The 15,339-nt window shown below is 59.2% G+C and carries 13 protein-coding genes; 5 read left to right on the top strand and 8 right to left on the bottom strand.

Features of this window, described 5'->3' with window-relative positions:
- Positions 1-338 precede the first annotated feature (338 nt).
- Entirely contained in the window at positions 339-2,231 is a 1,893-nt protein-coding gene (locus tag BM70_RS0124590; RefSeq protein WP_025858496.1) for an alkaline phosphatase D family protein, read from the top strand.
- Between the two features lie 137 nt (positions 2,232-2,368).
- Positions 2,369-3,382 (top strand): sensor domain-containing diguanylate cyclase, encoded by a 1,014-nt coding sequence (locus BM70_RS0124585; RefSeq protein ID WP_025858495.1) that lies wholly within the window; start codon positions 2,369-2,371, stop codon positions 3,380-3,382.
- 13 nt (positions 3,383-3,395) lie between these two features.
- Here the strand turns inward: BM70_RS0124585 and BM70_RS0124580 are convergent, their stop codons facing one another.
- Complete coding sequence (locus tag BM70_RS0124580; RefSeq protein ID WP_025858494.1) at positions 3,396-4,424, bottom strand: amino acid ABC transporter substrate-binding protein; 1,029 nt, start codon at positions 4,422-4,424, stop codon at positions 3,396-3,398.
- A gap of 144 nt (positions 4,425-4,568) precedes the next feature.
- Here BM70_RS0124580 and BM70_RS0124575 point away from each other — a divergent pair, with 144 nt between their 5' ends.
- The 3 genes from BM70_RS0124575 (at position 4,569) to BM70_RS0124565 (ending at position 7,740) form a co-directional block, all read left to right on the top strand.
- A complete protein-coding gene (locus BM70_RS0124575; RefSeq protein WP_043274362.1) occupies positions 4,569-5,462 on the top strand; it encodes a LysR substrate-binding domain-containing protein in 894 nt (297 codons plus the stop codon).
- A gap of 89 nt (positions 5,463-5,551) precedes the next feature.
- Positions 5,552-6,805: an aspartate aminotransferase family protein gene (locus BM70_RS0124570; protein WP_025858492.1), complete on the top strand. Its 1,254-nt coding sequence runs from the start codon at positions 5,552-5,554 to the stop codon at positions 6,803-6,805.
- A 215-nt stretch (positions 6,806-7,020) separates the two neighbouring features.
- Positions 7,021-7,740 (top strand): hypothetical protein, encoded by a 720-nt coding sequence (locus BM70_RS0124565; protein WP_025858491.1) that lies wholly within the window; start codon positions 7,021-7,023, stop codon positions 7,738-7,740.
- Positions 7,741-7,829: 89 nt separating this feature from the next.
- On the opposite strand, the gene BM70_RS0124560 is transcribed toward BM70_RS0124565, so the two are convergent.
- From BM70_RS0124560 to BM70_RS0124530, 7 genes are all read right to left on the bottom strand, one after another.
- A complete protein-coding gene (locus tag BM70_RS0124560; RefSeq protein WP_025858490.1) occupies positions 7,830-8,927 on the bottom strand; it encodes a pyridoxal phosphate-dependent aminotransferase in 1,098 nt (365 codons plus the stop codon).
- Positions 8,928-9,072: 145 nt separating this feature from the next.
- Positions 9,073-9,960 (bottom strand): heme o synthase, encoded by an 888-nt coding sequence (gene cyoE / locus BM70_RS0124555; protein WP_003194050.1) that lies wholly within the window; start codon positions 9,958-9,960, stop codon positions 9,073-9,075.
- An 11-nt stretch (positions 9,961-9,971) separates the two neighbouring features.
- Positions 9,972-10,313, bottom strand: coding sequence for a cytochrome o ubiquinol oxidase subunit IV (gene cyoD / locus BM70_RS0124550; protein ID WP_010206434.1), 342 nt, complete (start codon positions 10,311-10,313; stop codon positions 9,972-9,974).
- Positions 10,313-10,939, bottom strand: a complete 627-nt coding sequence (locus BM70_RS0124545; RefSeq protein ID WP_010206435.1) for a cytochrome o ubiquinol oxidase subunit III — start codon at positions 10,937-10,939, stop codon at positions 10,313-10,315. Before BM70_RS0124545 ends, cyoD begins: the two co-directional genes overlap by 1 nt.
- A 3-nt stretch (positions 10,940-10,942) precedes the next feature.
- Positions 10,943-12,961, bottom strand: coding sequence for a cytochrome o ubiquinol oxidase subunit I (gene cyoB / locus BM70_RS0124540; RefSeq protein WP_025858489.1), 2,019 nt, complete (start codon positions 12,959-12,961; stop codon positions 10,943-10,945).
- A 3-nt stretch (positions 12,962-12,964) separates the two neighbouring features.
- Positions 12,965-13,906 carry a ubiquinol oxidase subunit II gene (gene cyoA / locus BM70_RS0124535; protein WP_025858488.1) on the bottom strand — a complete coding sequence of 314 codons (942 nt, stop codon included), beginning with the start codon at positions 13,904-13,906 and terminating at the stop codon, positions 12,965-12,967.
- A gap of 801 nt (positions 13,907-14,707) precedes the next feature.
- Positions 14,708-15,214 (bottom strand): disulfide bond formation protein B, encoded by a 507-nt coding sequence (locus tag BM70_RS0124530; protein WP_025858487.1) that lies wholly within the window; start codon positions 15,212-15,214, stop codon positions 14,708-14,710.
- Positions 15,215-15,339 lie beyond the last annotated feature (125 nt).

Raw genomic sequence — 15,339 nt, 5'->3', positions numbered from 1 at the left:
TCTACTGACTAGAAGGAAACGCCTATGCTTGGCGCAATCAACCACACACTGGGCAACGTTCAATACCCCACGCAGCAGGATGATGCAGGGCCCCAGCGCAAGAAGCGCAGCATTGAGGACACACACACGCAATTGAACGCCGATTATTCTGCAAGCACAGAGGACAATGACCGACGACGCAAAACCGGAGGTGGGCTAGATAGCCTGGGTCAAGGCAATCTGCTTTAAAACGCATTATACGAAGGGCTGTGCACAGCTCTTCGTATTCCCGTTAACAAAACACTGACATTCACTGCGATAACCTTGCCGGTTCAATCCAGCCTGGAATCGTTGCCTGCATGCCGTACCTCGACACACTGCCCGCTGTATTGGCCGGCCCACTGCTGCGACGCCTTGAACCTCGGCGCCTGGTGTTGTGGCTGGTAGGCAGTCGAGCACTGGCGTTGACACTGAAGCTGCACCTGCCCGCGCAAACGCGGGAGATCACACTCGACCAGTGCCAGGTCGTACCCGTGGGCCGCCAGGCATTTATCCACCTGATCGATGTGTCGCTGGACGACGCCTTGCCCCTGGACGTGGAGATCAGCTACGACCTGTTGTGTGACAACACTGGCATCGCTGACTGGGCGCCGCACCTGCTGTACACCAATGCCCAACTGCCGAGCTTCGTCTTGCACAGCCGTATCCATCAGTTGGTACACGGCTCATGCCGCAAACCCCATCACAGCGCCGACGAAGGCCTGCTGTGCGTCGACCGCCTGCTGGCTGACGCGCCCACCCCAGCCGAACGCCCCGCCCTGCTGATGATGAGCGGCGACCAGGTGTACGCCGACGATGTCGCCGGGCCAATGCTGCGGGCGATTCATGCGCTGATCGAACGCCTGGGCCTGTTCGACGAATACCTGGAGGGCGCCGTGGTAGACGACAGCGCCAGTCTCTATGGGCATCGCGCCAGTTACTACCATCGCGCCGACTTGCTGCCAGCACTGGAGAGCAACGAAACCCTGCGCGAACGCTTCTTTGGGGGAGTGAAAAAGCCCATTTTCACCAGCAGTACCGCCGACAATCACCTGGTGACCTTCGCTGAAGTCATCGCGATGTATGTGCTGGTGTGGTCGCCCACGCCCTGGACGCTGATCACGCCCAAAGCGCCGCAACTGAGTCCGGAAGAACAGCAACGTTATGCCCGCGAGCAGGTGCAGATCGACCGATTCCGCGACGGCCTGCCAGGCGCCGCGCGGGTTTTCGCCCATCTGTCCACCTTGATGATCTTTGATGATCACGACATCACCGACGACTGGAACCTCAGCGCCCAGTGGGAAGAAACCGCCTACGGCCACCCGTTCTCCAAACGCATCATCGGCAACGCCTTGATGGCCTACCTGCTGTGCCAGGGCTGGGGCAACCAGCCGGATGCATTTGGCGAACTGGTGGGCCAAATCCAAGCGCTCACCCACCGAGCCCACGCCAACCACATGGGGGCCGCCGCCCAGGATGAATTGATCGAAGCGCTGCTCAAATTCCAGCAATGGCATTACGTGCTGCCCACCACCCCCGCCCTGGTGGTGCTCGACACCCGTACCCGCCGCTGGCGCAGCGAGTTCACCCTCAAGCAACCCTCCGGCCTGCTGGACTGGGAAGCCTTGAGTGAACTGCAACAGGAACTGCTCGACCACCCCTCGGCCATCATCGTCTCGCCCGCGCCGATCTTTGGCGTCAAGCTGATCGAGACAGTGCAGAAAATCTTCAGCTGGTGCGGGCACCCGTTGCTGGTGGACGCGGAAAACTGGATGGCCCATCGCGGCGCAGCCCAGGTGATCCTCAATATATTCCGTCACTCGCGCACACCGGGTAATTACGTGATTCTCTCGGGGGATGTGCACTACTCCTTCGTCTACGAAGTGCTGATCCGCCATCGCAACGCCGGCCCCAGGATCTGGCAGATCACCAGCAGTGGCATCAAGAATGAATTTCCGCCGCGCCTGCTGGAATGGTTCGACCGCCTCAATCGCTGGCTCTATTCACCCCGCTCGCCCCTCAACTGGTTCACCCGGAGGCGCACCATGCAAGTGGTGCCGCATATACCGGAACATGCCGAAGCCGGCGAACGGCTATGGAATTCGGCGGGAATGGGCCAGGTATTTTTCAACGAGCAGGGCCAGCCTGAGGCGATTTACCAGCACAACGCGGATGGCAAGGCGCGAACGAAGATGGTAGCTCCGCGCAAATAGCCAATAGCCACTGTCCGCTAGCCATTCACCTGCCCTATTCAAAGCCGCCAAGCCCCGTTGTACAGTAGCGCCAGCCACGGAGTATCGGCGTCAACATCGGCTGGTCTTGGATACCAGCCCAGGCAAGGAATGCGAAGATGGACGATACCTCCGACAACAATCCGTTGAAGCAAGATTTCTCTCACTTCAACGCCGACATGCTGCACACCGTTCTGGAGTTGGTCAGCGACGGGATCTGGGATTGGAACGCCAATACCGGGTTCGTGTATCGCAGCCCAGGCTGGTATGAAATGCTTGGCTATCACCGGCATGCACTGGAGAACAGCGTGTTCACCTGGGAGAACGTGATTCACCCGGACGATTATCCCCAGGTGATGAAGCGGTTCGACGACTACATCCACCGTCGCGCCCCGCACTACCAAGCCGAGTACCGTTGCCGCAAGAAAGACGGCAGCTACCTGTGGATAGAAGACCGCGGCTACGTGATCGCACGCAATACCGACGGCTCAGTGGCGCGCATGGTGGGTGCCCACCGCGATATTCATCTGCGCAAATGCTCCGTCGAACAACTGCAACGACGCAATCAATCCCTCGAGGCGCTGGTGGCTGAACGCACGCACGAACTGTCGCGGGTCAACCAACAGTTGCAACGTCAGTTGGATGAAAACCGCGCCCTGGCCGAACGGGATGCGCTCACCCTGGTCGCCAATCGCTACCGCCTGGAAAAAGTCTTGCTGGAAGAGTGCGACCGTGCCCAACGTTTTCGCCTGCCGTTGGCGTTGATCGCGATGGACATCGATGACTTCAAGCCGATCAATGACCGTTACGGCCATGGCGTGGGCGACCAGACGCTGGTGCACGTCGTCGAATGCCTGGAGCGCTGTATTCGTCCTCATGACCTGCTGGCCCGATGGGGTGGCGACGAGTTTGTGCTGATCCTGCCCAAGACCTCGCTGGAGGTCGCAACGGCACTGGCGCAGAGCCTGCGCCAGTCGTTGAGGAACACTGCGCACAGTGGCAACTTCAAGGTCACCCTGAGCCTGGGCGTTGCCGAGCGTCAACCGGATGAAGACCCCGCAGCCCTGATGGCGCGGGCCGACCAGGCGTTGTATCGCGCCAAGGCTGGGGGGAAGGATGGGGTGTCGACATGACCCCCCCAGCGTGTTATCGAACCGGCGGCGCGTACTGGATACCGCCGTTGTTCCAGAGCGCATTGAGCCCGCGCTTGATCTTCAGCACGCTGCCCTGGCCGATATTGCGTTCGAACACTTCGCCGTAGTTGCCCACCTGCTTGACGATCTGCACCACCCAGTCCTTGCGCAGTTTCAGGTCCTTGCCATATTCGCCATCGGCACCCAGCAAACGCGCAATATCCGGGTTCCTGGTGGTCTTGGCCTGCTCTTCGACGTTCTGCGAGGTAATACCCATTTCCTCGGCATTGAGCATGGCGAACAGGGTCCACTTGACGATGCTGAACCATTCGTCATCGCCTTTGCGCACCAGCGGCCCCAGCGGTTCCTTGGAGATCACTTCCGGCAGCACCACGAACTCGTCCGGGTGGGCCATCTTGATGCGCTGGGCATACAGGCCCGACTGGTCGGTGGTCAGCACGTCGCAACGCCCGGCTTCCAGGCCCTTGGCACTTTCGTCGGCGGTGTCGAAGGTGATCGGCGTGTACTTCATGCCGTTGGTGCGGAAGTAATCGGAGACGTTGAGTTCGGTGGTGGTACCCGCCTGAATGCACACCGTCGCGCCGTCCAGTTGCTTGGCACCGGTGACGCCCAACTTGTTATTCACCAGAAAGCCGATGCCGTCGTAGTAAGTCACGCCGGTGAAGACCAGGCCCATGCCCGAGTCACGAGAGCTGGTCCAGGTGGTGTTGCGTGAGATCACGTCGATTTCACCCGACTGCAGCGCGGTGAAGCGTTCCTTGGCGGTCAACTGGGTGAACTTCACTTTCGACGCATCGCCGAATACCGCTGCCGCCACCGCGTGGCACACGTCCACATCGATACCGGTCATCTTGCCCTTGCTGTCCGGTACGCCGAAGCCCGGCAGCCCATCACTGACGCCGCACTGGATGAAGCCTTTTTTCTGGATGGCATCCAGGGTCACGCCCGCATGCGCGGAACTCGCCAGGCCAAGCACGGCGGTGGCGCCCATCGCGGCCAAAGTCGTTTTGAATGGGTTCATGCAAAGCTCTCCCTGTCATTCCTTATTATTCGGCGCCGCACAGCCCGCGCCGGTTTATAGTGCTGCCGGGCAGTATCAACGGCTTTGCACCGCTGCCACAAACGACCTTTAGGCAAAGGCTCCTTCCGATTTGGAATGAACTGCATGATTTCAAAACGCTTGACCCCTTCGATGACGGCCCTGCAATGCTTCGAAGCCGCCGCCCGCCATTTGAGTTTCACCCGCGCCGCCGAAGAGCTGCACCTGACCCAGAGTGCAGTGAGCAAGCAGGTGGCGCAGTTGGAAGAGATGCTTTGCCACAACCTGTTCGAACGGGTGCGCCAGCGCTTGTACCTGTCGCCAGCGGGGTCGTTGTACCTGGCCGAAGTGCACAAGATCCTCACCCAGGTGGACATCTCCAGCCGCTACATCCTTACCTACGGCGGCGAAACCGAAGTGCTGCGCATCGCCACTCAACCGACCTTCGGCGACCGTTGGCTGGTGCCCAAGCTCAAGGATTTCGCGGCGAAACACCCCAATATCCACCTGGATGTGCGCAACGAACTGGAGCCCTTCGATGTGCTGCAGGCCAAGGCCGATATCGCGTTTTTCTTCGGCCAGGGCTCATGGCCGGGGGCGACCTGCATCGAGCTGTTCCGTGAAGCGGTAGTGCCGGTGTGCGCGCTGGGCTTCGTCGCCGAGGGCAGCGATGCTTCGTCACGCCACACCTTGCTGCAATGCACGTCGCGTCCGCAAGCCTGGCACGAATGGTTCCTGGAACAGGGCCTGCACTCGCAGAACAGTTATCACGGACCGCGTTTCGACACGTTCTACATGTGCATTCGTGCCGCGCAGTCAGGCTATGGCGTGGCCTTGGTGCCGCAGTACCTGGTGGCCGAAGAACTGGCCCAGGGCAGCCTGATGATTCCGTGGGATTACGCGATGCCCAGCAGCGGCGCGCACTTTATCGCCCATGCCGAACATGCGGGCGAGATCCCCAAGGTCAAGGCATTCCTGAGCTGGATGGTGGAGTACATCCGCGCACATCCCGACTTTTAATAATGACTCGGCGACTTTATTTCGTTTGCGGCAAGGGCGGGCGCCCGGCTTAGATAAAAACAAGTCCGTCACTGCCGAGTCCCCGATTCATGAGCCGCGAAACCATCAGCCAATCGATCTCCATCGTTCACCCCATCAGCCTCAGCCACGGTAAAAACGCCGAGGTCTGGGACACCTCGGGCAAACGCTACATCGATTTTGTCGGCGGCATTGGCGTGCTCAACCTCGGCCATTGCCACCCCGGCGTGGTCGAGGCCATTCGTGAGCAAGCCACCCAACTGACGCACTACGCGTTCAACGCCGCCCCGCACGCCCCCTACATCGAGCTGATGGACCGTCTGACCGCGTTTATCCCGGTGGACTACCCGGTCAGCGGCATGCTGACCAACAGCGGCGCGGAAGCAGCGGAAAACGCGCTGAAGATTGCGCGCGGGGCCACAGGCCGTACGGCGGTGATCGCCTTTGACGGTGCCTTCCACGGCCGTACCCTGGCCACGCTCAACCTCAACGGCAAGGTGGCGCCCTACAAACAAAAGGTCGGTGTACTACCGGGCCCGGTGTATCACTTGCCCTACCCCAGCGCCGACAACGGCGTGACCTGTGGCGAAGCGCTGAAGGCCATGGACCGTCTGTTCAGCGTGGAAATCGACGTCAACGATGTAGCCTGTTTCATCATCGAACCGGTGCAGGGCGAAGGTGGCTTTCTCGCGCTGGATGTCGAGTTCGCCCAGGCCCTGCGCCGCTTTTGCGATGAGAACAACATTCTGCTGATTGCCGATGAAATCCAATCGGGTTTTGGCCGTACCGGCCAGCGTTTTGCCTTCTCGCGCCTGGGGATCGAACCGGACCTGATCCTGCTGGGCAAAAGCATCGCCGGGGGCGTGCCGCTGGGCGCCGTCGTCGGACGCAAGGCGCTGATGGACAACCTGCCCAAAGGCGGCCTTGGCGGAACGTATTCCGGCAACCCCATCGCGTGTGCGGCGGCGTTGGCTACGCTGGAGGCCATGACTGATGAGCACCTGAACGCCTGGGGCGCACAACAGGAAGAAGCCATCCTCAGCCGTTATGACGCCTGGCGCGCACAACGCCTGACGCCCTACCTAGGCCGCCTGACTGGCGTGGGGGCGATGCGCGGCATCGAGTTGGCCAACGCCGACGGCACACCCGCACCGAAGCAACTGGCTCAATTACTGAGCCTGGCGCGGGAGGCTGGTTTGTTGCTGATGCCCAGCGGCAAGTCGCGGCACATCATCCGTTTGCTGGCGCCGCTGACCATCGAGCCCGCGGTGCTGGAGGAAGGCCTGGATATCCTCGAAGCCTGCCTCAAGCAGTTGGACCAGTAACACGCATCGACGGGTTTTGCCGTCCTGCCCAGCAGGAATTTCTCGTGAAAGCCCGTCGACAAACCGCCGGCCATCGCCTTGCCTTGCTCGGCGATATGGCTGGCAATGCAGTCGCCCGAACCCCGAGGGCATTGTGCTGCCTTGACCTGACCTCCCTCCCCGCTGAAAATGCCCGACGCTTTTTTGTCCTCGTTTACTGAAGTAGTGAAATTTCAATGTCCGATTCTTACACCGAAAAATCCGCCACCGAAGAATCCGTAGTCGCGTTGCAATCCAAAGCCGAATACGAAAACGCCATCAATCTTTCACAGCATCTGCCAGCGGCCAAGATCATCAGCGAGATGGTGCTGGACGCTTTCCACACGTCCAAAGAGAGCGACCAGATCCGTGAACTGCGCGTGGCCATCCGCCAGGCCCACGATGCCTTCGACGACGACAAGGCTTACGACCTGATGGGCCAGCTCAAGCAATTGAAGGACGCCGAGGCTGCCGATAACGCTGCGCTGGAAAACCTCAGCAGCCAGTTTTCGATCAGCCGCATCCTGTCCAGTTTCAAGGACGACCCAGAGTTCCAGGAACTGGTCTACGGCCTGGCATTGAAAGTGCTGAACCAGAGCCACCAGGCCATCAGCAACCCAAGCGCCGGCAAGAGCAAGGCCTCTCGGCCCAAGAAAGAAGCCGAGGTGTTTGTGATCAGCAAGGATGGCATCAGCGTCACCCTGCCCCTGCGCACACCACGCTCGAAGCTGAACGTCGACCGCGAGGCGTTCGAGTTCCTGGGTTTCAGCTTTGTGGGTGAAGGCGATGAAGCGGAGCTGGAAGCAGAGAGCTTTGTGGATAACTCAGGCGCGGAACAACCGCTGAGCCGCAAGAGCGTGATCACTGCGTTGCAGCAGCAGACGGCGTTTGATGGGTACAGCATCGCGCAGCAGTAACCCACATTGCAGGAGCCGGCTTGCCGGCGATCGCATCACCTCGGTAGCCATGACACACCGAGGTGCCTGCATCGCCGGCAAGCCGGCTCCTACAATTGTTTCGTGGTGTCAAATTGCGCAAACACCTCCCGGAACCGCGCCATCTCCCGCTTGTTCCCCACCGTCACCCGCACCCACTGTGGCCAGTTTTTCCACACCCGGCCGATCAGCACGCCTTGCGCCGCCAGTGTCTCGACTACCTGCTCCGCCGGTTGTTTCACGTCGATCATGAAACAGTTGGCCTGTGACGCCGTGCAGGTGAACCCACGCCCCTTCAGCCAGGCCACGGTCTCATCGCGCAGTTGTTGATTGAGTGCCTTGCGTTGCGGCAGCAGCTTCACGTCTTCCAGGCTGGCGAGGCCGCCGAGCAAGGTGGTGGCTGCCGGGACGTTATCGCCGCCAAACACGGCCAGCCGCTCCAGCAGCGTCGGGTGGCCGATCGCCAAGCCCAGGCGGGCGCCGGCCATACCGTAGACTTTCGAGAAGGTGCGCAGCACCAGCAGGTCGTCGTGGTCCTTGACCCAACTGACGACGCTGGGCACGTCAGCGAAGTCGATATAGGCCTCGTCCACCACCAGCACGCTGCCTTTGGGTTTGTTCGCCAATGCCTGGCGGACAGCGTCGATGGGCGTGATGGTACCGGTGGGGTTGTTGGGGTTGCACAGGTACAACATGCCAGCATTGGAGTCGGCGGCGAGCATGGCCGGGATATCGTGGCCGTGGTCGGCATTGAGGTCCACTTCACGCACCGGTGCCTTGTTCGACTCCGCCGCCTGGCGCGGCACTTCGTAGGACGGCGTGGCCATCACCAGCCCGCGGGTTTCGCTGGTGAATGCCAGGACGGCATAGCGCAGGGCCGCCATGGAGCCCGAAAACACCGCCACCTGCTCTTCCGATAAGCCCTGCTGCTGGGCAAACAGCGCCGCCAGGGCGTACATGTGTTTGTAGGGATAACGCCCGGACGTGGCGATGCCCTGTTGCATCGCCTCACGGGCGGCCTGTGAGGGCCCGTAGGGGCTTTCGTTGTAGTTGAGCAGCACCTTGTCAGTCTCGGTCAGCGGCGGGCTGGCGACGGCCCAATCGAGGCGCCCCAGCAATGGCAGGGCTGCGCCCAGGGCGATAAGGGACCGACGACTAACGCTGACCATGTGGCAACTCCTTGTTGGCGGGGGATGGATTCGCACGGCACGTACAGAGGGGTATGACGAGAAATGCGTCCGCGAATTTAAACCCGCGCCCAAGAAAAAGCCCCGCGCTTCTCTCGAAGGCGGGGCTTTTTCACTGCGGGACCACTCAGTGAGCGTAGGTCAGCAACAGCTCTTTCGGCACTTGGAAATCCAGGGACATCATCACGCTGAGCGCGGTGATAGTGAAGATCGAGAACACGAACAGCTTGCGCGCCCAGACGGTGTCGTCCACCGCCTTGTAGCCGGTCCAGGCCATGTACAACCAGTACATGCCCATGGCCGCGGCGACGGCAAGGTAGCTCATGCCGGCGTAACCACTGAAGGTCAACATCAAGGTCGCCACGAGGAAGGCCAGGATGTACAGCAGGATGTGTTTCTTGGCGACCTGGATGCCACGTTTTACCGGCAGGACCGGAATCGAAGCAGCCAGGTAGTCATTGAAGCGAAAAATCGCGATGGCGTACGAATGCGGCATCTGCCACAGGCTGAACATCACCAGTAGCGTCAGCGCGGCCATGTCGAAGCTATTGGTCACAGCCACATAACCAATCACCGGCGGCATCGCCCCCGACAGACTGCCCACCAGCGTGCCGTGAACCGACTTGCGCTTGAGGTACAGGCTGTAGAGGCCGACATAGATGACAAAGCCGATCACGGCAAACAGCGCCGCCAGCGGGTTGGCCACCTTGTACAACAACGCCACGCCGGCAACACCGAGGACGGTCGCGTAGATCAGTGCCAGCTTCAGGGAGATGAGGCCCTGGACCAGCACACGATTCTTGGTGCGCTCCATCTTGATATCGATGTCACGGTCGATGCAGTTGTTGAACACACAACCGGAAGCTACCACCAGGGATGTGCCGATCATTGCAGCCAGGAAGATGGCCAGATCGACATGTCCCTTGGAGGCCAGGAAGAAACCGCCCGCCACAGAAAGCACGTTACCGAAAATGATCCCCGGTTTGGTGATTTGGATAAAGTGCTTAAGCGACATCGGGTCTTACCTCACTTCGCCATCATGAACGTATGGATGCTGAACATGATCCATATCGACAGGCCAACCAGCAGCAGGATCACAAGACCTGCGAACACGAACGCAATCACGTTGTCGCGCTGCTCTTTAGAGCGGTCCAGGTGCAGGAAGTACACCAGGTGAACCAGAACCTGAATCACCGCGAACGCCAGCACGATCATCAAGGTGATCGACTTCGGCAGGGTCGGGTACATCACCAGACCGAACGGGATGAGCGTCAGGATTACCGACAGGATGAAGCCGATGGCATACGACTTAACGCTGCCGTGGCTCGCATCGTGGCTGTCATGGTCATGGGAGTGTGCGTTAGCCATTACAGAGTCCCCATCAGGTAAACAACGGTGAAGACGCAGATCCAGACCACGTCCAGGAAGTGCCAGAACAGGCTCAGGCAGCTCAGGCGAGTCTTGTTGGTGTTGGTCAGGCCGTGTTTATTGACCTGATACATCATCACCGCCATCCACAGCAGGCCGGCAGTTACGTGCAGACCGTGGGTGCCTACCAGCGTGAAGAACGCAGACAGGAAGCCGGAACGGTGCGGGCCGTAGCCTTCGGAGATCAGCAGGTGGAACTCGTTGATCTCCATGCCGATGAAGCCCAGGCCGAACAGGAAGGTCAGTGCCAACCAGCTCAGTACGCCTTTCTTGTTGCCCTTGTAGAAGGCCAACATGGCGAAGCCGTAGGTGATCGAACTGAACAACAGCAAGGCGGTTTCGCCGAGCACGTAAGGCAGTTCGAAGATGTCGTGGCCCGACGGGCCACCCGCTACGTTGTTTACCAGTACCGCGTACACCGCGAAGATCGACGCAAACAAGATGCAGTCGGTCATCAGGTAGAGCCAGAAACCGAAAACGGTCATCGGCCCCGAGTCGTGGTGATGGTCATCGTGCCCATGGTCATCGACATGGGCGTGTCCAGCATTGGTCACTAAGTTCGACATGGTTTAAGCCTGTTCCAACGAGGTTTCTACACGGTTGGCCGGGATTTTCTTCTCGGCGACCAGGCGAGCGTGTTGCTCGGCTTCGATGCGTTCGATCGTCTCGACCGGCACCATGTAGCCTTGATCATCACGTGCAGCGTGGACAATGAAGTAGCCGATGGTGCCCACCAGGCTCACGATTGCCAGCCACCAGATGTGCCAGATCATCGCGAAACCGAACACGGTCAACAGCGCACCCATCACCACGCCAGTGGCGGTGTTGTTTGGCATGTGGATCGGTTCGTAATGCTTAGGTCGCTGGTACGCAGTACCGTCTTCCTTGGCTTCGGTGAACGCATCAATGGTGTTCGCAGTAGGGATCACGGCGAAGTTGTAGAACGGTGGTGGCGACGAAGTCGACCATTCCAGGGTGTGGCCATTCCATGGGTCACCGGATTCGCAAGCGTTCTGCTTACGGTCACGGACACTCACGTACAGCTGGATCAGCTGGCAGGCGATACCCACAGCGATCATCACCGCACCGAACATGGCGACGTACAGGTACGGCACCCACTCAGGGTTGGTAGTGGCGTTCAGACGACGGGTCATGCCCATGAAGCCCAGTGCGTAGAGCGGCATGAACGCGACGAAGAAGCCCGAGATCCAGAACCAGAATGCAGCCTTGCCCCAACCTTCGTGCAGCTTGAAGCCGAACGCTTTCGGGAAGTAGAAGCTGAAACCAGCGATGTAACCGAATACAGCACCACCGATGATCACGTTGTGGAAGTGAGCGATCACGAACAGGCTGTTGTGCAGTACGAAGTCAGCACCCGGGATGGCCAGCAGTACGCCGGTCATGCCGCCGATGGCGAAGGTCACCATGAAGCCCAGGGTCCACAGGACCTGGCTGGTGATACGCAGACGGCCGTGGTAGATGGTGAACAGCCAGTTGAATAGCTTCACCCCCGTCGGGATGGAAATCAGCATCGTCGCCAGGCCGAAGAAGGCGTTGACGCTGGCCCCCGAACCCATGGTGAAGAAGTGGTGCAGCCACACCATGAAGCCCAGTACGGAGATTGCGCCCGATGCATAAACCATCGAGTGGTGACCGAACAGGCGCTTGCCGGTAAAGGTCGAGATCACTTCGGAGAAGATACCGAACGCTGGCAGGATCAGGATGTACACCTCAGGGTGACCCCATGCCCAGAACAGGTTCACGTACATCATTGGATTGCCACCAAGTTCGTTGGTGAAAATGTGGAAATCCAGGTAACGGTCAAGCGACAGCAGCGCCATGGTAGCGGCCAGGATCGGGAACGAAGCCACGATCAGGACGTTTGCCCAGGTGCAGGTCCAGGTGAAGATCGGCATGTCCATCAGTTTCATGCCAGGGGCGCGCATTTTCAGGACGGTGGCCAGGAAGTTGACCCCCGTCAATGTCGTCCCGAGCCCTGATAACTGTAGCGCCCAGATGTAGTAGTCCACACCCACGCCAGGGCTGTACTGGATGCCCGACAATGGCGGATACGCAACCCAACCGGTCTTGGCGAATTCGCCGACGCCCAGGGAAACGTTGATCAGCACCACGCCGGAAACCAGCAGCCAGAAGCTCAGGGAGTTCAGGAACGGGTAGGCAACGTCACGGGCACCAATCTGCAGAGGCAAGGCAAGGTTCATCAGGCCGGTGAAGAATGGCATCGCCATGAAGATGATCATGATCACACCGTGGGCGGTGAAGATCTGGTCATAGTGTTCAGGTGGCAGGTAGCCAGGCGAACCCTCGGTGGCCATGGCCAACTGGGTACGCATCATGATGGCGTCGGCAAAACCACGCAGCAGCATGACCATGGCAACGATGACGTACATGACGCCGATTTTCTTGTGGTCGACCGAAGTCAGCCACTCGGTCCACAGGTAGGACCACTTCTTGAAATAGGTGATACCCGCTACGAGTGCCAGACCACCCAGCGCGATCATGGCGATGGTCACCATTACGATCGGCTCGTGGAACGGGACCGCATCCCAACTTAATTTACCAAACATCGTTTACTCCTCTGCCCCAGCAGTTGAATGCGAGCCCGTGTCAGAACCTTCAACCGCGGCCACTTCTTTCTTCTCGTGCTTGACCGGCTTGCCTGGCTTCATACCTTCGTACTTGTCGACGATTTTCTGAAACAGGTTCGGCTCATACGTGGAGTACAGGGCGACTGGGTTGTTCTGGCTTGGTTTGGTCAGGGCATCGTATTCAGCTTGATCAAGCTGTTTAGGTGCGGCCTTGACTTCGGCTACCCAGGCGTTGAAATCTTCCTGGCTCGTCGAGATCGCTTTGAATTTCATGCCGGTGAAGCCAGCGCCGCTGTAGTTCGCGGAGATGCCTTCCATTTCAGCTTTTTCGTTGGCGATCAGGTGCAGTCGGGTCTGCATGCCTGCCATCGCGTAGATCTGACCGCCCAGGGCTGGGATGAAGAACGAGTTCATCACGGCGTCGGAGGTGATCCGGAAGTTAAGCGGAGTGTTCTCCGGGAACTTGATCTCGTTGACAGTGGCGATACCCTGGTCCGGGTAGATGAACAGCCACTTCCAGTCCAGCGCGACCACTTCGATGTTGATCGGCTTGACGTCGGACTCCAGCGGACGGTACGGGTCCAGCTCGTGGGTCGACTTATAGGTGATGTAACCCAGGGCGATGATGATGAGGATCGGAACCAGCCACACCGCGATTTCGATCTTGGTGGAGTGCGACCACTTCGGCGCGTAGGTCGCGCTGGTGTTCGACGCGCGGTATTTCCAGGCGAAGGCGAAGGTCATGATGATCACAGGGACCACGACCAGCAGCATCAGCAGGGTGGCAGTGATGATCAGGTTTCGTTGATCCAGACCGATCTGTCCTTTCGGGTCCATCAAGGTCCACTTGCAGCCTCCCAGCATTAACATCATGCCAAGCAGCGGCAAAAAGCCTAGTAATCGGGGGTACCTGTTTTTACTCATCTCACGACCTCTAAAGCAGCTTGCGCAATGCAGTTGGGTTTTGATCGCCAACACTTCACCCTGCCAAGGGTTGGCATTTCTCTTCGATTGAATAAGAGCCTGCCCATCACGCCATAAAGGGGCGTTTCACGGACCTGCGGTGAGTTCTTATTCGATTTCGTGGTTAAAGGCCTTGTTACAGACCAATTCCATTTGGTGCGGATAGTTGAAAGGCTGCCGGAACCTTGGGGTCGCACAGAGCCATCCATCTGCCCCTCGACCGCTCCAGTGCTCAAATATTGAACAGCACCGGACATTCAGTGCGGGCGATTGTAGTTAGCTAGCGATGTATAAACCATGTCTGATAAAGAAATAATTTTTATCGATTACAGCAATAATCCTTCACCATTATTGCAACGGTTCGCGATCTTATCGCGTTCGATTCTCAACAAAAACCACAAAAATTGCCGTGCTATTGGGCAATCCATGGCCGACCTTACAGCGCGTAAGGGCATGCCAAACCGATGCAACCCCCCATAAAACAAGGCATTCGGACATCACGGAATCGCTGGCGCGGCGTGTGGTTTGCGAGATCGCCAGCACCACGAACTGACAGCACATCTTGACCGTTTTATGCAAATTCAAGCGGCGTTTTGGCGGGTCAGAAACGTCCTGCGACAGCTTCCGTGTGACAACATGTCGCACGCTGCGCGCACCCGAAATTGTCCGACGTCACGTTCCGTTCACAAATCCCTACCTGCAAAAACGCCCCGCTCTTGCAGGAGCGCGCTTGCTCGTGCCTACAGGAGGTGGGGGCGGGTTTCAGGCTTTGGGATGGCGATTGCGGTAGATGCCCAGTGGCACCAGGATCACCGTCAACACGAAGGCGACCAGCGCCCACTGTGCCAGGGACAGGCCGAGTATCGGTGGGTACGGGGTGCTGCAGAAGCCGTCGACCTGGAAACCCAGGGGGAACACCTTGGCCAGGGGCAGGTCGTCGACGATGGGTTGCAGCACGTCGATGCCGCAGCTGACCTGGGGGAAGAACTGGGTGTACACATGATGGCCGGCTGCCGCGACCCCGCCGAGGGCGCTGAGTATCACCAGGCCTTCAAACAGCGTGAGGGCGCCTCTGGTGCGCATGGCCGCGCCAATGAACGCGAAGATCGCGATCAACAACAAGGCGTAGCGTTGCAGGATGCACAGCGGGCATGGCGCCTCGCCCAGCACCACCTGCATGTACAGCGCACCGCCGATCAGCGCCAGGCAGATGATGCCCAGCAACACCAGAAAGCGCCGCTCCCTGCCTAAACGCAATTCGTCACTCATCTCCGTTTCCCTTTGTTTGGTTGTGCCAATGGCCGCAAGTTTACACACAGGCCATGGTTTAAACAGAGGGGGGTTAACAGGAGATTAATCTGGGGAAATGTTGTGTCTGGACCGGCGCCATCGCG

This window comes from Pseudomonas sp. CHM02 (assembly GCF_000612585.1).
Taxonomy (GTDB): Bacteria; Pseudomonadota; Gammaproteobacteria; order Pseudomonadales; family Pseudomonadaceae; genus Aquipseudomonas.
Note: the sequence above shows the minus strand (reverse complement) of the source record. Positions and strands in the feature narration are given on the sequence as shown.